Origin of the sequence: Vibrio sp. CJQ_6 (assembly GCF_043106745.1) — a bacterium.
Lineage (GTDB): Bacteria > Pseudomonadota > Gammaproteobacteria > Enterobacterales > Vibrionaceae > Vibrio > Vibrio furnissii.
On sequence record NZ_JBICMV010000028.1, the window covers coordinates 219940 to 239852 of the forward strand.

Below are 19913 nucleotides of genomic sequence, written 5' to 3' on the forward strand. Positions count from 1 at the left end.
ATGGAATTAACGGAATACCGCCGCTGTGTGGCACAGCCGATTGCCGGAGACAATCCGGTCGGCGAGCGTTTGATTGACGATCCTCTGTTTGAGTTTATCGAAGATCAAATGATGAAAGTGGGCTCGCTATCGCACGGCAGCGTGCAGTGGGACGAAGTGGAACACAGTGCGCTGAAATTGCTGCAAGGCAAAACCAAAGACATCAAGCTGCTGGTGTATCTGCTGCAATGCCTGCACAACCAACTGTCGCCATCCCGCTTTATTCTCTCCTTTGAGCTGATGAGCGACTTTATGGCGTCTTTCTGGGAAGCGAGTTATCCCGCGCCGGGCAAACGCGGCAACCTGCCAAGACGCAAGTTTTTCAGTCAGATTGCACAGCGTTTTTCGATGGCGACTGAAAAAATCGATTTTAATCAGTTTGATGCGCAGGACCGCCAAGCATTGAATGAGGCGGTGGTTGCATGGCAAAACGTCATTGAGGCGCAGGGGCTGAGTTCGGATGTGGTCGAAGCGGTGGCTCGCTCGGTTCAGAGTGAACTGAATAAAGTCGAAGCGCGTCAGCAAGCCGAGCAGCAGCAAACGGCCAAGCCTGTTGAGTCGCCGCGCCCGACCACGACCAGTTCAGCCTTGTCGGTAGATAACTCCAGTGACAAAGCGGCCAAGCAGACGCTGCTCAAAGTCGCGGATTTTCTTGCTGAGCAGGAATTTGGCATTGCGCTGTCGATTCGCCTGCGCCGCTACGCCGTGTGGGGGACGATTACCACGTTGCCGGATCACAAAGCCGATGGTGAAACCATGCTGCGCGGCATGCAGCAAGACCGAATGAAAGATTATCAGGATCAGATGCGTCATGCGGATCTGACGCTTTGGCGTAAGGTCGAGCAGAGCCTCACGCTCTCCCCGTACTGGTTTGACGGCCAACTGATGAGCTTCACCATTGCACAACACTTGGGTAAAGAGAGCTGGTGCCTAGCCATCACAGAAGAAACGCAGCAATTTCTCGCCCGGATGCCTTCGCTGCTGGAACTCAAATTTAAGGGGGGCGAACCGTTTGTCTCCGACAGCGTGAAGGAATGGCTGGCATCCGCCAACGGCTCGACTAGCGGGCAAAGTGTGGGCGGTGATTGGCAGGAAAAACGCAAAGAAGCGATGGCTTTGGCAAAAGAAGGCGGCATCGCGGTCGCCTTGTCGATGCTCAATGACGGCCTGGTGGCAGCCACGGAGCCGCGCGACAAATTTTACTGGCGGATGCTTTCTGCCGATCTGCTCAACGCCAATCATCTCGATGCGATGGCGAAAGCGCAGTATCAAACCTTACATCATCAAGTCACCACCATGCAGGTTACCGATTGGGAACCGTCGCTGGTGGAACAATTAGAACGATATACAACGTCAGAGTAAACGAAGGACACAATTCACATGTGGAAATTTATTGTTGGAATAGTGAGAAAGCTCAAGCCGGGAATGGTGGCTGCTTTGCCGATTTTGCTATTCACCACGTTCATTTTACTGAACGTCGCAATTTGGTGGGCGGGCCCTTGGCTAGAGGTTTCCGGTCACAAGCCGCTCGAGTCTGTGGGGGCTCGTGCGGTCGCAAGCAGCCTGTTTACTCTGGGCGCATTCGCCGTTTGGGGCTTTTGGCAATGGCGTAAACTGCAAGGCTATCAAGCGCAGCAGAAACGTGATGAGCAACTGCGCCAAGACCCGATTCAGTTATTCGAGGAACGTCAGGAAGTCGAACTGAATCAGGTCATGGTCAACATGAAACAGAACCTCAATAAGCGCAATTATTTGTATGCGCTACCATGGTATCTGGTGTTGGGGCTAGAAAATGCGGGTAAAACCAGCCTGATTAACCGCTCCGGCCAGAAATTTGTGTTCTCGTCGGTGATGCGTGCTTCAGGACAGAAAAGCGAAAACCCATACTCGTTTGATTGGTGGATTGGCGATGAATCGGTACTGATTGACCCGGATGGTGAGCTGCTGACACAGGGCAATCGCAGTGAAGACAACGACGGATCGATGGAGCGCCGTTTGTGGCTGCATTTTGTCAATTGGCTGGACAGAACTCGCAGTCGCCGTCCGCTGAACGGTATTGTCTTGGCGTTGGATGTGTCGCACTTGGCAACGGCAACGGCATCGGAGCGTAAAGCCTACGCCAGTCTGCTGCGCGCTCGTCTGCGTGAGCTGATGGAAACTCTTTCAACGCGTTTGCCGGTGTACATTGCACTGACCAAACTTGATCTTCTGTATGGCTTTGAACCGTTTTTCAAACACTACACCAAGAGCCAGCGTGAAGAAGTGCTGGGCTTTACCTTCTCGCTGGATTCAATTGATAACTTGGATCACTGGTTGGAAGAGTTTGCCAAAGAATACGCCGAGTTTGTCGAGCGGATTCATGGGGTCTTGCCCCATGCGGTTTCGGCACCAATGTCGCTGGATGAACGTAATGCCATCTACAGTTTCACGCGCCAGATCTCCGGTTTGAAAGAAATCCTGACGCAATTTTTCCAAGATGCTTTGGCGAGTGATCAGTTCTCCACTTCCGCACTGGTACGTGGGGCTTACTTTACTTCGGTGTATCAGCAAGGTGTGCCGACCAATGCGTTCGATGATGCGGCGTCGCGCCGTTACGGTTTATCGCATGCGGTCAATACTGCTCAGCGCGCGAAAAACTCAACCATCTATTTCACCCAGAAGCTGTTCAGTAACATCATTTATCCGGAAGCTGGACTGGCGTCGGATAACTTTCGAATTGCGCGCCAAAAGCGCCGCTTGATTGCGTTGTCGTTCCTCACTTGTTCGATTGCGACTGTGCTGCTTGCCGGGACTTGGCATCGTAACTACTTGGCCAACATCAAGCATTCCGATGCGGTGCTGGCGAAGGTGAACCAGTACAACGATCAATACCCGTCCAATGTGTATCTGGCATCGCAAAAAGATGTGCTAGAGCCGCTGAACAAAATTCGTGAAGCCACGTTGGAGTTTGGTTTCTTCCGTGAAAAACCGCGCTTTATTTCTGATTTTGGCCTGTATCAGGGCCATACCATCGGGCCGATGGTGGAAGCGACGTATCTGAACCTGCTGGAAAGCCGTTTTCTGCCGCTGCTGATGGCGGATGTGGTGGTTGACCTGAATCAGGCGCAAACGGATGAAGAAAAACTGGCGGTGCTGCGCGTGTATCGCATGATGGTAGATAAAAGCGGCCGCTACAAAGATTACGTGATGGATTACTTTGCCAAATATTGGCAGCAGGAGTTCTCAGGTCGCCGTGAAATTCAGGAAGAACTGTTGGGTCACCTCGATTACGCCATGCGTCATACCGATTTAGCGGGTGAGCGTGCGCGCGGCGATAAAGTCGCCAATCAGGTGATGAAGCCGTATGACAATACCATCGCGAATGTGCAACGTGATTTGGGGTCAATGCCAAACGATCAACGTGTTTACCGTAACCTGAAGCTGAATGCGCAAACGGTGCTTGGCCCGGCGATCAACCTGCGTAATCTGGTGGGGCCGGTATTTGACGTGGTGTTTGAAGAGCGCGTGATGAACAGCAGCACGCTGTACATTCCGCAAATGCTCACCAAGCGCGGCTTTGAAGATTACTTTATGCCGCAGTCTGAATCGGTGTCGGAACTGGCATTGATCGACAGTTGGGTTTTAGGGCAGTCGAAGTCGGCGCAGTTCAGTGAAGCGGACAAACAAGCGCTGCGCGATAAGATTCGAAATCTGTACGTGGCGGATTACACCAACACTTGGCGTGCGGCGTTAAATGAAATCGACATGAAATATTTCAGCGATATCAATGATGCCGTCACGGTGCTGGACAACCTGACGGGCAACATCGAACCGCTGCAACGTCTGCTGCGTACACTCGACGATAACACCAAGATGTTTGCCGCCTTGCCAAAAGACGACAGCGCGCAGAAAGAGTTGCTTAAGAGTCCCAAATATAAAGTGGCCTCGATGATCGAAGCGCCGTTCTCTGATTTGAACAACATGATCAAACCTGTTGGTGATAAGCCTGCGTATCTTCATGAAGTGTTGGCATCGGTGGAAGAGCTGAAGACCTACCTGAAATCGATTCAGGATGCGCCGGATGTCGGCATGGCAGCGCTTGATGCGACCAAGGCGCGAGTGAAGCTCGTCAATGCAGACCCAATCTATACCTTGAAACGCATCGCGTCTGGCTTGCCCAAACCGCTCGATACGATGGTCGCCAAACTGGCGGATGAGAGCTGGTATGTGGTGAAACAAGAGGCGATCAAACACCTCGAAGTGCGTTGGCATGAAGATGTCTACAAGACGTTCGAAGAGAAACTGGCGGGGCGTTATCCGTTTAATGCCGCATCGAAAAAAGATGCGTCACTGGAAGATTTTGAATCGTTCTTTGCTCCGAATGGTACGCTGGATAGCTTCTACAACAATCAGTTGCGCATGTTCATCGAAGAGAACATCACGGTGAATAACGACGACACCTCGCAGTCGATCATTCGCAAAGACGTGCTCAGTCAGATCAAACAGGCGCAAAAAATCCGTGAAGCCTTCTTTAACCGCAAAGGCATTTTGGATGTCAGCTTCTCAGTTGAACCGCTGCGTTTGAGTGGCAATAAACGCCGCAGTGTATTGAATGTCGATGGTCAATATCTGGCGTATAGCCATGGTCCGCGCGATAGCGTGGAGCTGATTTGGCCAAACACACTGCGGGATTCGGCTGTGTCGAAAGTGACGCTGGTTCCGACCAAAACCAACATGTCACCACGCAGCATCAATATTCAGGGGCCGTGGGCATTCTTCCGCCTGCTTGACCAAGGGGACGTGGTGGCCGCGAGTACCACGTCGGTGGATTATAAATTCGCGGTGGATGGCGGCGATATGATTTACCGCATCAACGCTGAAGCCGATGCCAACCCATTCACGGAACGTCTGTTCAGATCGTTCAAACTGTCTAAAACCTTGTATTAAAAAAATAAAGGAGCGGGTTTCCCGCTCCTGTTGATTTAGGACGACGTTGTACATGTCCAACACTTTATTTATTGATAACGCTTACTACCGTTTGACCAATGACACCGATGCCATTCGTCAACTGGATGTTTACCAGAAAATCAGAGATGAGATTAACCGTCGATTTAATCCGTTAGCGGGGGGAACCGATTGGGAAGTCGTGCGCGAATCTTGTGACGCGTTGGCAAAGCGTGCCGGGCTGGACTTGTTGATGTGCGGTTACTTTGCGGTCGCCAATCTAAAAACGGTGGGATTAGCTGGGTATGCCAACGGGTTGGAATTACTGAGTGTCAGTTTGAGCAATCAAAGTCAGCCGGATGTGAAAACCGCCAAGATGCGTAAAGAAGTCTTGGATTGGGTCAACGCCCGAGTGGTGCAGGAGCTCAAAGACCTGAAGCCCAACTACGAATCGCTACGCGATTTATATCGTTGCGAACGTTTTTGCGAACGTATCCACCATCAGCTTGAGCGGCAGCAACCGGAGTATTTGGTGGATTTCGAAGGCGTCGGGTTTGCGCTCTTTGAACACATCGACCGCATTGAAACCCAATATCACAGCCTAGTGAAACGGCAACACCAACAGGCGGGGGACGCAGAGCCACAAGTGCTGCGACGCGTCCATCGCATGCGATTGTCGCTGGCCTTTGTGACGGGTTGTGTTTTGTCTGTGGGTGCGGTGTGGGGATATCAGGTGATTCCGTGGTTTCACACCAGCGATTACGCCACGCGTGTTGAGGTCGCGACGCTCAGCAGTGACGATGCGCGCCGCCATTTTCAACAGTCTGTGTCTGACAATCAAATTGCACGTTGGAAAAGCGATCTGGTGCCACTTTATGAGCAATCAATCGGGCAAAAAAGCGCTATTTCGATGGAACAGAGCAAACGCGAAGCGATGCATGAAATGGCAACACTACGCACACTCTATCCAGACGATGAGCAAATTAAAACAAGCGATGAAGCGTTTAGTGCAGCGCAGCGAGCTGCACTGGAGCAAACCGAACTGTTTGTGCAGCGATTTGGCGAAATTCGTACCAAGATGGCCAATATTTCGCTGTTGGCTAAGCGCGAAAAATGGCGTGATTTACAGCGCCAGACCAAATCGTTGGAAGATTTTGCTGTGAGTTTGTCGCCGGTCTATGGCCGGGTCGATTATGTGCAGAATCTGATTAAGCAAGGCGAACTCGAATCGGCGCGCAAAGAGTTGGAGATTCTGAAAACTCGTCTCAATAATTTGAGCTGGACGATGGCTCAACTGGAAGAGTCGTTGAGTGGGCAGCCAATCGCGCAATAGTGCAACAAGACCAAGAAGCAAGAAGTTGCGATGAAAGCAGCTTCTTGCTTGGGGTAGGCAGATAGTTGCCTTAATGAGTGAAGATTTCATTTTAACTCATTGAATATCAATAAAAACAAACTGGCACTGCGCTTGCTGACTATTCGGCGCATCAAGTGAAATCAGTGACAGCATAGGAATGGCAGGATGGCGACGTTAAAGTATCAGTTTCATGTGGAAGGTCTGGAGGACGACACGCTGGTGGTGTGTGAGTTCGAGGGGCAGGAGACGCTTTCTAGCGAACGCATGAATGGGCAGTTATTGAATGAACAACCGTGCTACGGGTTTCGTTATGAATTGGCGCTCGCCAGTCGGCATGCCAACCTAACGCCCGAGATGGTGGTAGATAAAGTCGCGGAGCTGACGCTCTATCGCGATGATGTGCTGGTTCAACGCGTAAACGGCATCGTGCGCTGCTTTACGCAGGGCGATACCGGCCATCACCATACCTTTTATTCACTCACGTTAGTCCCTGCTTTAGAGCGTTTGTCTCTGCGCCATAACAGCCGCATCTTCCAACTTAAAACTGTGCCGGAAATCCTCTCTATCCTGCTGCAGGAAATGAGTATCAACGATTACGCCTTTGCGCTGACTCGCGACTGCGCGCAGCGTGAATTCTGCGTTCAGTACCGCGAAACCGACTTAGATTTTCTCCATCGCTTAGCGGCCGAAGAAGGGTTGGTGTACAGCTTCATTCATGAAGAAGGCAAACACACGCTGATATTCAGCGACGCCACAGATAGCCTGCCGAAGCTCGGTGAGCCAATCCCGTACAACACGCTGGCAGGAGGCATGATTGAATCACCGTATATCTCGGCGCTGAGCGTGCACACCCAATCGAAGGTGAGTCAAACGGCGCTGCAAGACTACAGTTTTAAAAAGCCGACGTACTCGTTTGCCCAGCAAGCGGTCGGGACCGAAATGGACTACCAGCAGCCAGACTACGAACATTTCGATGCGCCGGGGCGCTATAAAGACGATGTCAGCGGTAAAGCGTTCAGCCAGATCCGCCTCGATTATTTGCGCCGCAACGCGCGCACCGCAACGGGTAAAAGCAACCAACCACTGCTGCGTCCGGGGGTGAAGTTTGACTTGCAAGAGCACCTTGATGACACCTTAAACCGAGATTGGTTGGTGGTGCGTGTCACCAGCCAAGGCACGCAGCCTCAGGCGCTGCAAGAAGCTGGCGGCAATGGCGCGACCACCTACGCGAACCAATTCTCGCTCATCCCGGCGCATCGCACTTGGCGCGCTACGCCGCAAGCCAAACCTCAGGTTGATGGCCCGATGATCGCCACAGTCGTTGGGCCAGAAGGTGAAGAGATCTTCTGTGATGAACACGGTCGTGTAAAACTGCATTTCCCGTGGGATCGCTATTCCAACGGTGATGAGCACAGCTCCTGCTGGGTGCGTGTCTCACAAGGCTGGGCGGGCAGTCAATACGGCATGATTGCCATTCCGCGCATCGGCCATGAAGTGATTGTGTCGTTTCTCAATGGCGACCCCGATCAACCGATTGTCACCGGTCGGACCTATCACGCCACCAACACTGCGCCATATACGCTGCCAGACAACAAAACCAAAACCGTGCTGCGCACCGAAACTCATCAGGGGCAGGGTTATAACGAACTCAGTTTTGAAGACCAAGCGGGCAGCGAACAAATTTACCTGCACGCGCAGAAAGACTTTGATGGCCTGATTGAAAACGACCACACCAGCGTCATAAAGCACGACAAACACCTCACGGTGGAGAACGATCGCTTTACTCAGATCAAAAACAATCAACATCTGACGGTGGGCGGCGAAAGCCGCACTAAAATCGTAGCTGACCGTAGTGTTGAGATTGCTGGCGCTTCACAAAACAAAGTCGCGAAGCTGATTGCGGTGCAAGCTGGGCGTGAAATTTCACTGAAAGGTGGCACCAAAATTGTGGTCGAAGCTGGTGCAGAGGTCACCTTAAAGGCTGGAGGAAGTTTTGTGAAGGTCGACGCCGGTGGCGTCCACCTTTCAGGATCCGCGATTAACCTTAATGCTGGGGGAAGTGCAGGCAGTGGGAGTGGTTATGCTGGGCAAATTGCTGCACTTCCTAAAGGTGTTGAGATGATTACTGATCCTGAAGAGATTACTTTGCCTACTATTACGCCAAGCGCTTACTCGCAGATGGTAGAAAATGGTTCGTTATTAAAAGAGCTTTGCCAATGCGACGGAGGTGGTAAATGTCAAATTCACAACTAAATACGCAGTGGCGAGTTGATACTGGTTTAGCGCCTCTAACGAAAGGCGAGTTTGATATTTACATGATTATTGAGCCGGAGCTATGGCCGCAATGGCAAACTCAACTCTATCAAGAAGTGTCTGAGCCCATCCATATCCCATTATTCGAAAAAACACAGTTTGCCAATATTGAACAAGGTCCGGTTTTGGTTGCTCTGGATGAGCAAGTCAATATGTTCAAACTAGCTGTAGAAAGAATGGAAGCCACACCATGCGGGTGTTTGCTGTTCGTTAAGAAAGGGACGTCGCAAGATAGATTGAGCATGATTCTTAGAAATGGATTGATTGTTATGACAGGTAAAGCGACGGCATTGCTTCGCTATTATGAGCCAAGAACGCTGCTGCCTTTACTCGGCTCAATGACGGATGAAGAACGCAGCCTATTCTTTCAAGATGTCTTGCAAATCTATTGGTATCAAGAGCAGTGGCTGTCTGCTCGTATCTCTGAAATTGTTCATCCTCCTGAGCCCTATCAATGGACAATCACACCTGAGCACATATCAACAATGCAATCGATTCTAACGCAAAGTCGCGGAGCCGTATAATTATGCCTACATATACTATTCAGCCGGGTGACTCTCTACTCCAAATTGCCATTGACCAAGACGTCGAATATACCGATTTGTTGGTACTTAATCCGCAATATCAAAGCAATCCGAATTATATTCGTGCAGGCGATACACTGACTCTGCCTGAAAAGAAAAACATTGAAGAGTTAGAGCCGGATTACTCCATTGAACCACCAAGTCAAAACCTAGAGCCTAAAACCTCTGGAGAAATTATTTCAGAGCCTGATTGTAAAGGTGTAGAGGTGCATGATGTTCTCTTTGTTACAGGAGATTCTCCAACAGAATATTACTGTTTGACGCAAGAGCATCAAACGAAGCTGCAAGAAGAGATCAAATACACGGACGAACTCATCCAAGGCTATAAAGAGCTGCTGGAAAATGCACCTCAAGGAGATAATGTTGACCCCAATAAGATACAAGAGCATGCACTAAAGAAAAAAGCGTGGCTTGAACAGTGTGTCTATGCGGGGGCGATTAATGTTGAAGAGCCACAACCTACGGTAGGTGTAGCGACACAATCATCAAATACGGCGCCAACTCAGCATTATATCGCAAGTAAAATTACTGAGCTGGAGAAGCGACGTGTCATGGTGAAAAACTATGTCCCTTTCTTCTCTGAATGGTCAGTAGTGACTATGCGCGACAAAGTGATAGAAGGAATTGATAAAGAAATTGCTCATTGGAAAACACTCGTCAATCAACCAGCAGCGCGTGAATCATCCAATAAACAAGGGATTGATCTAAAAAACTTCAACCCTAAAACTTTTGAACGTAAACCCGCACGCAGGCACGTAGTGGAAGCTTGGCTGGCCAGCGAAAATAGATTGGTCTACATTCGAGTCGACTTTTTTGAACAAGCAAAAACTCGTTGGATTCGAAATCCGGTCAAAACAGAAGCCACTAAGGCGCTTGAGGCTCGTGACTGGAATGGTTTAAAGCAAGCCTTTATTAAAGACATCAAACAAGGTGTTCAAAATGATATCGATGCCAGCAAGCTTGAAGCGGTATTTGCTAGTTGGAAAGCAGAGGGGTGGAAGGCCCACGAATGGAAGGCAACACAAAAGCTCTATGATGAGAATGGCGAAGTGTTGTTTGCTGTAACAGAAGAGGCCCAACTGCTGCGCTTTGCCGCACAGGCAAGTGTTAAAAGTGTGCTTGAACCGACCAATGGTAAGGTTGATATCGGTATTGGTGCAGAAGCAAGCTTTGCTTTAGCTGAAGGGGCGGTAGGCTTAAATCGCTATTTCCCTTATGAAAGGGGATACGCGGTTGAACTGAGTTATATTGACGCCAACAAACAACCAGCCGTTTACCCATTTGGTTGTTTCAGAGCAAAGATGAGCCTTATGCTGAGTTGCTTTATTGGTGGAATGGCTAATGGTCGTTTAGATATCAGTAATCAACCGAATGAAAATCCGGGGCATAAAGTATTGTTGGCCCCAACTATCAATATGGGTACAAGTCCCTCTGGTGGTGTTGGAGTTAAAGCGGATATTTTCGGTGGTGTTCAGGCTGGCGGACAAGTTGAAGGCGGGTTGGAGTGGCAAGCCCCACCAGATGCCAAGTTCGATAAGGTGTTTGATTTTGCCACCTTAGCCAAAGTAGGCGCGAATGGGAATATCGCTATCGGTGCAGGTGCTGGGTGGGATTTCCAGTTGGCGCTTGATAATGGACAGTTTTATTTCAACTGCTCGGGGCGTTTGGTTTTTGGGCCAGGAGCCAGCGGAGGCTTTGGTACTGCGATTGACTTTGAGCAGTTATGGCAGCTCGCTGTTATCTTATTTAAAGGATTAAAAGCTACCGATTATCGAATTCTCGATAATATAGACCGTGAAGTCTACAAACACTTTATGCGTTCTAGTTATGCTGCGTTTGCCGCTGATTTTATTACTAACCCTGAAGAGGCGCTCAAACACGCGATCATGAATAGCACTCAATCAATTAAGAGTTGGTGGGATGCTCGTTTAGATAACTGGGAAATTGAATCCGAAAAGAAAAAAGAAGCATATTATCTTGCCGAACGTATCGTTCAAGGAGTAAGGAATGATGGTCACTCTGTGACTGGCGACGTACCATTTGGAGAGTTGCTTCCCGAAACAGTGGGTATGATGTTGAATACCTTAGTGACGACTTTTTATCTTTCATGGGAAGAACAACAGGAAACGGCCATTTACATATTGTTATTTGGGGCTGTGAAATCATGGCGTCGTTTCGAGGAGATTTTGTCGCGTATGAATACAATGGGCGAGAAACAAAAAGGCGATAAAGCCCTATTTGACAACTTAGCACGCATTAATGCGATTTTAGATGGTGAGCAGCAGCGAAGCTTTAATACTTGGGTATATTTACTGGCTCAAGAAAATGAAATTGATGAAAGTAATTTTGCCAAGATGCGTCCTTATACACCGCGTACAGGCTATGCATGGCGAACTAAGAGGGAAATGGTAGAGCAGCAAATATCTCAATTGAACAATAACAATGGTTACTATGTTTAAACAAAGAGACCGCCATAAGGCGGCCTCTTAAGTTTTAATAAAGCCTAGCTTGGCTCTGAACTGAACAGCGAAACCCTGAGTTAATAGCGATATATTCGACTTTTAAATCATTAAATGCACGAGCCACGGTAACCATTGCTCCCGAACCTCGAACAACCTTGTACTGACCACTGTCTGGGCCTTTAGGATCAAGCTTAGGTGACACTTTGTAATAATCTTTGGAGAACCAATCATTGACCCACTCAGTGGCGTTTCCAGTCATATCGAAGATACCTAGAGGGTTTGATTGAAACGTGCCAACTGGATTTAGGTCGGTATCCATATTGGCGGTTTCAGAGGTAAACTCCTCATACCCGCCTAGTTGTGGGTTATGAAAACCTCCACCTTTATACTGCTTAAACCCATTATTGGTTGCGTAGTAAAGCTTTTGCCCACGACTGCGCGCTGCGTATTCCCATTGTGCTTCAGTGGGCAAGTCTACAGCTAAAGAAGTTAGTTTCCCAACCCACTGACAATAGTTTTTCGCATCTTGCCAATCCACTCTTCTCGCTGGCTTACCTTCATAATGGGGTTTTCTCGATTCAAAGTCTTGGGAGTTGCGCTTTAGATATTGACCGTCGATTTTTCGTTGCTCAAATGGTCGATTAAATGCTTGTAGGTAAACATCGTAATCAAGCAGCTCTGCTTCATATTTTGATAACGAGTAACTGCTTAATGTCACTTCATGTTGGATGTCTGCACCACGATTTACGATCTCGACCTGACTGTAGCAGCTTGCCTCAGGTGTCCAGACTGGGCGATTTAGATCGGCATTCATACAGGGCATTCTAAAATCCCCCATAATAAAGGTCCCGCCTTCTACGAATACCATATTCTCAATCGACTTAACGGCGACTGCCGCGATGTTTTGTTTTAACTCATGATCTACATTTGGGTATTGTGAGTTGATATTATTAACGATGGTCTGTATTTGTTCTTTGGACAGAATTTTGCTTGATACATCAATGTTGCTGTTACAAGCAGTTAACATAGGTAAGAAACTAAGGACGCCTAGCCATTTATAAGTCATTATTTGATCCTATTCATTTTAGACGAATATTTTAAACGCCTCGCTTATCCGGTTGTAGAGTAATAGGATGATTTATGTGATCTTAGTTCCTATTTGAACTTTGGGTAAATTAATGGACCGTGAAGTTGCTTCCTACAAAACGAGTTCAAAAGCTCAAAAAGTTGAATTGATTCAGAACGCACTGATAAAACTGAGGTTTGATTTCGGGCAACTATGGTGCCGATGGCAGTTTTGGTAATACAACAGATAGTCAAGTAAAAATGTTTTAGTAAAACTATACCCCGTCCCATTCGACACATCCCGATTTCAAAGTCAGCAAGGCTGATAGATGGGTCTATTAGCATGAATGAAAGTAAACGATCAATTTTGAATTGATTAGAGTTAAGGAGGTGGCTATGTTCCTGATGTTAAAATAGTGACTATCGCATCCGGTTTTGATATTGGTTCAAGATCTAAATCAGGTTTTTTAGCACAGGGACTGTCTCAAAAAATAGCTGATAAACTCATTCCTTATCTAGTGGAGGCGGTATGATTTTTTGCTAAAATCCATTGTCAATAAATGAGCAAGAGTTAGAACGGTTCATTTCTACAGTTAAAAGGTAAGAAACGAAGTGTATTGTTGAGTTGTACAACCGAACGTCAAAAACAACCAAGTTTTGATGTTTACCTTGGTGAGCTAAAACCGTGATTGCTTCTGTTTCGTATCAATACGGTTATCTACCATCAGAAACAGAGAATTTTGGGAAACAAGTGTTCGAACAAGATGGGGCTGCAATATTCAATAACCTAATGAAATTTAGTGATAAATATCCGATTGGAAGAGAAAATAAGCCGCTTTAATCAAGGAGATAAAATGAAAAAACTGCTCATAGTCTTTCTTTGGGGGGCTACCTATTGTGTCCAAGCTTTTCCTACAAATGAGGTATATGCGTATTTGGATATCACCTCCTTTAATAGTTCTTTGATTCAAAAAGCCGCTCAAGGACAGAAACATTTTTCCGATCTGAACATACCTATTCCTGTTATGTCTAAAAATACCATTCTTATTGAAAGTGAGTATTGGAAATACGAAATGCAGTTTATAAAACAAGATGAGAGTGGAATACACGTTTGCTTTATCGATAAATCCAAATGGGGATCATATGATGTTCAAACGCCTATGATCATTCGAAAATATGCGCATGAGTACGTTGCCATTAAAATGAATTCCGATGTTTGTGAAGACTTTGCCAAGTAGGTTTGGTTTCCCTTGCTATAGGTATCTCCTCAAGTCATTTGTCGTGCCAGGGGGGATCTTTCGTGATGCTTTTTGAACGACATGGTGAAGGCTATAATCATTTCGCAAACAAAATCAAAGCCGAGTTCACCATACCAAGAACAATGTAATACAAACTCTTATTGAGTACATTAAAGGAAGTTCGGTTCAAAGTTCTAATGAACTGGGTAGGCACGATCTAATTATTTGAGGCATCAATGAATAATAAAATAAGACTGGGTTTTATTTTTTTAGGTCTACTTTCAAGTATATCTACTTATGCATGCTCAAAAATTGAATCTTCCAGCGAGCGTTTAAACTGCCAAAAAGCAGTAGAGGATGAATCAAAGTCCAACATGCAAAAAAGCTATTCTGGTTTGTATGAATATTTGTCTTATGTTGAAGGGTATCAAAAATAAATTGTATTTTCGCAAAAGCTATGGTCTAAGTCTGCACACAAAAATTGTGATGTATATTCATACTTTGTTGAAGAAGGTACAATAGTTTACGACATTACTTTTAGTGAGTGTATGACTGAAGAGTATAAGAATAGGGATAAGTTTCTAATTCATTTACGTTCCGTAGTTGAACAATTTTATTATAAGGTGATTATCTATTAAATATATCAATCATATAATAATCTGTTCTTGTCAATCAAGAGTGGAAATTTAGCTTTGGGATGTTATTGGTATACTTTCATTGGATATTTAATGGAATTTTATAAGACCAATTATATTTACTTATTGAAATATGCAGTGTTTCGCGTAAGCGTTGGCTTTGTTATCGGTTCAGTCGATTTTTTGCGCCCATACTCATATCTGTTTGAGAAAATGCACTAAATCAGACAATCAATCATTGCTTTAACTAGAAGATAAAGGATTAGAGGTTGAAATGAGCAAATTATGGAAAAAGACTACTTTTACAATAGGATTTTTATGGATGATAAGTAACAATGCCGTTGCTATCAACGCTTGTAATAGTACATTTGGAGATCATCATGAGATGATCTTGTGCATACAAAATGAAATTGAAAGTGTAGAAAGCAAAGTAAAGAAAGCTGTTACTAAATCAGATGAATACTATGGGTTCTATAAAGATTTCTACAATAAACAAAGACTAGCTATTCATGAAAAATGTGTTTTATATATGAACTTAGGTGGGCAAAGGGGAGAGCTATTGATGACTCAATGTGAGCTTGATGGAGTAATTTCAATGGATTTATTTGTAAAAAAATATATTGATGATTTGGATAACACCTAATTTAGAGATACATGTTTTATGAAATATATTTATGTTTTTATTGGTTTCTTATTTATCGGCTGTGCTTATTCTACGGAACGAGGAGTTGATGACATTATTAGTCAGTCGTATATAGAAACAAAAAATGATAAAATTCCATCATTTAAAAACAATTATTTTGAAATTTATTTCGATAAAAATGGTTTTGTCAAAAATGAAGAAGGATTGAATAACGAATCTTTATCAGCTTTCTACGTTATCGATGGAAAGCAATCTCTTTTGTTTCATCAAGGAGAGTTTAATCCTTATGGACAGAGCGCGTTAGTGCTTACGTGTAAAAGTGACGATAAGACAGTTTTGTTTGTTCAAACGAAGTTTTCTAGCTCTAGTAACATATATCCTTGGTATATTCAGTTTAATTCATATATATATGAATATATGAATGGAAAGTTCGAAAGAGATAAAATTAAAGAAAATAAATATTTTTACGGTGATGATTATTTCAATCGCTTAATTATTGACGATGTTCCGCCAAAAGTTAATTATCCTTATTATGATGAAATAAGGGTTTATAAAAGACTTTTTGAAACCAAAGTATGCAATGATTCTGACGACTAAGAATTCATCCTAAATCTGCATAGGACCGAAAATCCAGCGTGAATCACTCAAAAAAATCAGGCTACACGGCCTGCTTTTTATTACACGAACGATCTTAACGTATTGAAAGATACAATTCTTGGTATAGGTGGTGGCTTCATTTTCAATCCAGTCGATTTTCGGTTTGGCGTCCATAATTTCCGTGTACCGACTCTTTTGGGAATAATTAGTACTTAACAGACAGTTTTATTTCAACTGCTCGGGCGTTTGGTCTTTGGGCCAAGAGCCAGCGGAGGCTTTGGTACTGCGATTGATTTTGAGCAGTTATGGCAGCTTGCCGTTATCTTCTAAAGGCATAAAGGCGACGGATTACCGAGTACTGAATAATCTTATAGAGAAGTATGGCAACACTTTGTTGAATCAAGCTATATTGCCTTTGCCAGCAATATAATCACCGATCTAGAAGAGGCACTCAAGCAAGCCGTCATGAATACCCGTCAATCTATCAATGACTGCTGGAAAGAGTGAACCCGCCTATGGCTTATAGCAGATTGAATCCGAAAAGAAAAAGAAGCAGATGACCCTGTCAGACATATCGTTCAGGAGTCAGTAATGATGGTGGCGACGTACCGTTTGAAGAGCTGTTTCTCAAAACAGTGGGTATGATGTTGAATATCTCAGTGACGACTTTCTATTTTTCATGGGAAGAACAACAGAAAACGGCTATTTACATATTGCTTCTTGGGGAAGTGAAATCATGGTGACGTTTCGAGGAAATTTTGTCGCGTATGAATACAACGGGCGAGAAACAAAAAGGCGATAAAGCCCTATTTGATAACTTAGCACGCATTAATGCGATTTTAGATAGTGAGCAGCAGCGAAGCTTTAATACTTGGGTATATTACTGGATCAAAAAAATGAAATTGATGAAAGTAATTTTGCTAAGATGCGCCATTATACACCGTGCACAGGCCACGCATGGGTGAACAAGAAAGCCATTGTTGAACAGCAAATTGCCCAGTTAGATAACAATAATGGCTACTATATTTAACCACAGAGACCGCCGTAAGGCGGACGTTTTCGATGCTAATAAGCTTGTTCTGTGCTTTGGACAGCGCAGCGAAACCCTGAACGGAATGACAGATTATCACTCTTTATTGGGTCAAATGCGCGGGCGACAGTGACCATATTTAGCCCACCTCGAACCACTTTATACTCACCTGATTCGGGGCCTTTTGGATCAAGTTCCGGTGACACTTTATAGTAATCTTTTGCATACCAATCACTGGCCCATTCCTCCGCATTGTTGGTCATATCGTATAATCCAAGGGGGTTGGGCGCAAACATGCCAACAGGGTTTAAATCACCATCGATATTGGCCGTTTCAGCGGTAAACTCCTCATAACCACCAAGCTCTGGATTGTAATAACCTCTATTTTTATACTGTTTAAATCCGTTATTGGTAGCGTAGTAAAGTTTCTGACCACGGCTACGTGCGGCATATTCCCACTGTGCTTCGGTAGGGAGATCGGCGGGCAGAGCCGTCAATTGCCCCACCCATTGACAATAGCTTTTAGCATCTTGCCAACTGACCTTCATTGCTGCTTCTTTGACAAAACCAGGCAATAACGTTTTGTAAATCTTAGAGTTGCGTTCAAGGTATTTCCCTTCATACTTAAACTGCTCAAATGGTCGCTTTAAGACCTGTAAATATATATCGTAATCCAAAGCTTCCGCTTCATACTTAGAAAGTGAATAGCTGCTCAAAGTCACTTCATGTTGGATGTCAGCGCCACGATTGACTATTTCTACCTGACTGTAACAGTTTGCTTCTGGTGTCCAGACTGGGCGATTTAGATCGGCATTGATACAGGGCATTCTAAAATCCCCCATGGTAAAGGTTCCGCCTTCTACAAATACCATATTCTCAATCGACTTAACGGCGACTGCCGCGATGTTTTGTTTTAACTCATAATCTGCATTTGGGTATTGTGAGTTGATATTATTAACGATGGTCTGTATTTGTTCTTTGGACAGAATTTTGCTTGAGACATCAACGTCGCTGTTACAAGCAGTTAACATAGGTAAGAAACTAAGGACGCCTAGCCATTTATAAGTCATTATTTGATCCTATTCATTTTAGAAGAATATTTTAAACGCCTCGCTTATCCGGTTGTAGAGCAATAGGATGATTTGTGTGATCTTGGATAACGGACCGTGAAGTTGCTTCCTACAAAACGAGTTCAAAAGGTCAAAAAGTTGAATCGATTCAGAAAGCACTGATAAAACTGGGGTTTGATCTCGGTACCTACGGCGCAGATGGCAGCTTTAGTAATACAACGGAGCGCCAAGTAAAATGTTCTAGCAAAACTATACGCCGTCCCATTCGACACATTCCGGCTATGATGTCGGCAAGGTTAGCATGGAACCAGTCTCAGGGCCAAGTAATGAATGGCCTAATAAATAGAAGAAAATGTGAGTTGGATGTATATCAAAAAGGAATATATAAAAAATGGTGAAAAATTTAGTTTGTTTTTTGTTCTTGTTAATATCATTTGCCTGTAAAGCAAAATATTTGGACAATTCAAGTGTTTATACGGTTCCAAAGGATGAACGTTGGATAATAAATGATATTACAAGGAATTCGTGTGACATTTGTACTGCAGATATTTATGTTCAGAGCGGCAGTGTACGTATTAACGGGATATGGGTATATGGTGAATTCCAATTTTCTATTACAGAAAAATCGGATATCTTGTTTGATAGCAACTCAGTTTTTGCCTTAGGTGATGTTGTAAAAAACATTAATGTTAATAATTATAAATAATAATACACGTGCGGAATTTTTATTGTGAAAAGGTTGTCTGAGCCTCTTAAGTATTAATGTTAATTATAATAAGAATGGAAAATTATTCTTCTACTAAGAAATTGAAGTGATGAAGTGGTTCTCAGTGTTTATTTACAGTGGGTTTCTATTTAGCTCGGTAGCATGTGCTGACATTAACCATGTACTGAATGGGCAAGATTATTCAGAATCGTTCAAAGAGAGCTTTTATCAAGCTTATAATATCGGTCCGAATTTTAACGGTGATGATTACATATTCTCGTATGGCTGTGGTGGCGGAGCGATATGCGCCAACATTTATGACTCACAGAAAGAAAGTTTTGTCGATTTTCCTGATGGTTATCTAATTGACTCTGAAAAGATTGAGTTTGAACTGAAATTCAGTAAGGAAAGTTCAAAACTATGCATTTCTGGTGAGAGTGCTTACGACGTAACCATTTATTCAAATGTTTGCTACCTTTACAACGATGGCCAATTAACTCAAGAATGAATCCATATAGCCTGAGATAAAAATCAGCGCGGGCCGGGGGCGTAAGGTGAACATATCACCAAGAGATACTGAGTTTAGTCGCAGTGAACAATGAAATGTGTGCAATAAAAAATCAGGCCACTCGGCCTGATTTTTTATTACAAACGATCTGAATTGATTAAAAGATGCAGTGCTTGGCGTAGGAGGTGGCTTCGTTTGCGGTCCAGTCACCTTTCGGTTTGGCATCCATACTTTCACACCATTGGGGAGTTCCGATTTCTTCTTGGAACAAGCAGTGTTTCGCAAAATCGACGGCGTTTTGCGCGCTCCATTCATTCTTTGGCTTTTCACGCATATCCTGACACCAGCCAGCGCTGCCGACCTCATTGTCACACGCGGTGAGGGCGAGTGCGCTTAGCATGACCAGTGCAATTTTCTTCATCATAAACAATCCTTTTCCGCTGCAAGTGCTTAATGCGCGTCACTATACCCAAATTGGTTGAAGCTTTGTTAAATCTAGGCCAAATATCTGCGCTCGACCAGAGTTTATCGCATGAGGCAGTGGCGGGCTCGAATGCATGTGAATGCTTATTGGATGTTGGATTCCCCGCCATCGATGCCGATCAAAAAGCGGTCTTGATGATAGAAAACTCAGTGATCACACTCACCCTTTGTTGGCATTGTGAATCGATTTCGGCGATCGAACTCACACTCTGATTTTTACCTTAGTGCAAATCAAAAAACTTGCGTTAGGATTTCATCGAAAC

19 protein-coding genes are annotated in these 19913 nt (G+C 44.9%); 15 read left to right on the forward strand and 4 right to left on the reverse strand.

Annotated features, from left to right (window positions below):
- The 6 genes from tssA to ACF8PK_RS15885 all read left to right on the forward strand — a co-directional run bounded on the left by tssA (position 1) and on the right by ACF8PK_RS15885 (position 11672).
- On the forward strand, positions 1-1401 hold the full coding sequence (gene tssA / locus ACF8PK_RS15860; protein ID WP_392442309.1) for a type VI secretion system protein TssA: 1401 nt from the start codon (positions 1-3) through the stop codon (positions 1399-1401).
- 63 nt (positions 1402-1464) lie between these two features.
- Positions 1465-4965, forward strand: coding sequence for a type VI secretion system membrane subunit TssM (gene tssM / locus ACF8PK_RS15865; protein WP_392442753.1), 3501 nt, complete (start codon positions 1465-1467; stop codon positions 4963-4965).
- Positions 4966-5017: 52 nt separating this feature from the next.
- A complete protein-coding gene (gene vasL, locus ACF8PK_RS15870) occupies positions 5018-6295 on the forward strand; it encodes a type VI secretion system protein VasL (RefSeq protein ID WP_392442312.1) in 1278 nt (425 codons plus the stop codon).
- A 186-nt stretch (positions 6296-6481) separates the two neighbouring features.
- Positions 6482-8569: a type VI secretion system Vgr family protein gene (locus tag ACF8PK_RS15875; RefSeq protein ID WP_392442314.1), complete on the forward strand. Its 2088-nt coding sequence runs from the start codon at positions 6482-6484 to the stop codon at positions 8567-8569.
- A complete protein-coding gene (locus ACF8PK_RS15880) occupies positions 8551-9153 on the forward strand; it encodes a DUF4123 domain-containing protein (RefSeq protein WP_392442317.1) in 603 nt (200 codons plus the stop codon). The genes ACF8PK_RS15875 and ACF8PK_RS15880 overlap by 19 nt, the downstream gene beginning before the upstream one ends.
- A 2-nt stretch (positions 9154-9155) precedes the next feature.
- Positions 9156-11672: a LysM peptidoglycan-binding domain-containing protein gene (locus tag ACF8PK_RS15885; RefSeq protein WP_392442320.1), complete on the forward strand. Its 2517-nt coding sequence runs from the start codon at positions 9156-9158 to the stop codon at positions 11670-11672.
- A 34-nt stretch (positions 11673-11706) separates the two neighbouring features.
- Here ACF8PK_RS15885 and ACF8PK_RS15890 read toward each other — a convergent pair whose 3' ends face one another.
- The gene (locus ACF8PK_RS15890; RefSeq protein WP_222789422.1) at positions 11707-12741 is read right to left on the reverse strand and encodes an SUMF1/EgtB/PvdO family nonheme iron enzyme; all 1035 of its coding nucleotides are present in this window, start codon (positions 12739-12741) and stop codon (positions 11707-11709) included.
- Between the two features lie 415 nt (positions 12742-13156).
- Here ACF8PK_RS15890 and ACF8PK_RS15895 point away from each other — a divergent pair, with 415 nt between their 5' ends.
- The 5 genes from ACF8PK_RS15895 to ACF8PK_RS15915 all read left to right on the forward strand — a co-directional run bounded on the left by ACF8PK_RS15895 (position 13157) and on the right by ACF8PK_RS15915 (position 15853).
- On the forward strand, positions 13157-13273 hold the full coding sequence (locus tag ACF8PK_RS15895) for a pesticin C-terminus-like muramidase (protein WP_392442324.1): 117 nt from the start codon (positions 13157-13159) through the stop codon (positions 13271-13273).
- A gap of 321 nt (positions 13274-13594) precedes the next feature.
- A complete protein-coding gene (locus ACF8PK_RS15900) occupies positions 13595-13978 on the forward strand; it encodes a hypothetical protein (protein ID WP_238770451.1) in 384 nt (127 codons plus the stop codon).
- A gap of 236 nt (positions 13979-14214) precedes the next feature.
- Positions 14215-14415, forward strand: a complete 201-nt coding sequence (locus tag ACF8PK_RS15905) for a hypothetical protein (RefSeq protein WP_392442327.1) — start codon at positions 14215-14217, stop codon at positions 14413-14415.
- Positions 14416-14887: 472 nt separating this feature from the next.
- The gene (locus ACF8PK_RS15910; protein ID WP_238770449.1) at positions 14888-15256 is read left to right on the forward strand and encodes a hypothetical protein; all 369 of its coding nucleotides are present in this window, start codon (positions 14888-14890) and stop codon (positions 15254-15256) included.
- Between the two features lie 18 nt (positions 15257-15274).
- Positions 15275-15853, forward strand: coding sequence for a hypothetical protein (locus ACF8PK_RS15915; protein WP_238770448.1), 579 nt, complete (start codon positions 15275-15277; stop codon positions 15851-15853).
- 9 nt (positions 15854-15862) lie between these two features.
- On the opposite strand, the gene ACF8PK_RS15920 is transcribed toward ACF8PK_RS15915, so the two are convergent.
- Positions 15863-16027: a DUF3012 domain-containing protein gene (locus ACF8PK_RS15920; RefSeq protein ID WP_392442331.1), complete on the reverse strand. Its 165-nt coding sequence runs from the start codon at positions 16025-16027 to the stop codon at positions 15863-15865.
- Between the two features lie 593 nt (positions 16028-16620).
- Here ACF8PK_RS15920 and ACF8PK_RS15925 point away from each other — a divergent pair.
- A complete protein-coding gene (locus ACF8PK_RS15925) occupies positions 16621-16818 on the forward strand; it encodes a hypothetical protein (protein WP_238770447.1) in 198 nt (65 codons plus the stop codon).
- A 100-nt stretch (positions 16819-16918) separates the two neighbouring features.
- On the opposite strand, the gene ACF8PK_RS15930 is transcribed toward ACF8PK_RS15925, so the two are convergent.
- Entirely contained in the window at positions 16919-17953 is a 1035-nt protein-coding gene (locus ACF8PK_RS15930) for a formylglycine-generating enzyme family protein (protein ID WP_392442334.1), read from the reverse strand.
- Between the two features lie 167 nt (positions 17954-18120).
- On the opposite strand from ACF8PK_RS15930, the gene ACF8PK_RS15935 reads away from it, so the two are divergent.
- From ACF8PK_RS15935 to ACF8PK_RS15945, 3 genes are all read left to right on the forward strand, one after another.
- Positions 18121-18351, forward strand: coding sequence for a hypothetical protein (locus tag ACF8PK_RS15935; RefSeq protein WP_392442755.1), 231 nt, complete (start codon positions 18121-18123; stop codon positions 18349-18351).
- The gene (locus ACF8PK_RS15940; protein ID WP_238825167.1) at positions 18345-18659 is read left to right on the forward strand and encodes a hypothetical protein; all 315 of its coding nucleotides are present in this window, start codon (positions 18345-18347) and stop codon (positions 18657-18659) included. The genes ACF8PK_RS15935 and ACF8PK_RS15940 overlap by 7 nt, the downstream gene beginning before the upstream one ends.
- 106 nt (positions 18660-18765) lie before the next feature.
- On the forward strand, positions 18766-19167 hold the full coding sequence (locus ACF8PK_RS15945) for a hypothetical protein (RefSeq protein WP_392442337.1): 402 nt from the start codon (positions 18766-18768) through the stop codon (positions 19165-19167).
- A 157-nt stretch (positions 19168-19324) separates the two neighbouring features.
- Here the strand turns inward: ACF8PK_RS15945 and ACF8PK_RS15950 are convergent, their stop codons facing one another.
- On the reverse strand, positions 19325-19588 hold the full coding sequence (locus ACF8PK_RS15950; protein WP_038152245.1) for a DUF3012 domain-containing protein: 264 nt from the start codon (positions 19586-19588) through the stop codon (positions 19325-19327).
- Positions 19589-19913: the final 325 nt, after the last annotated feature.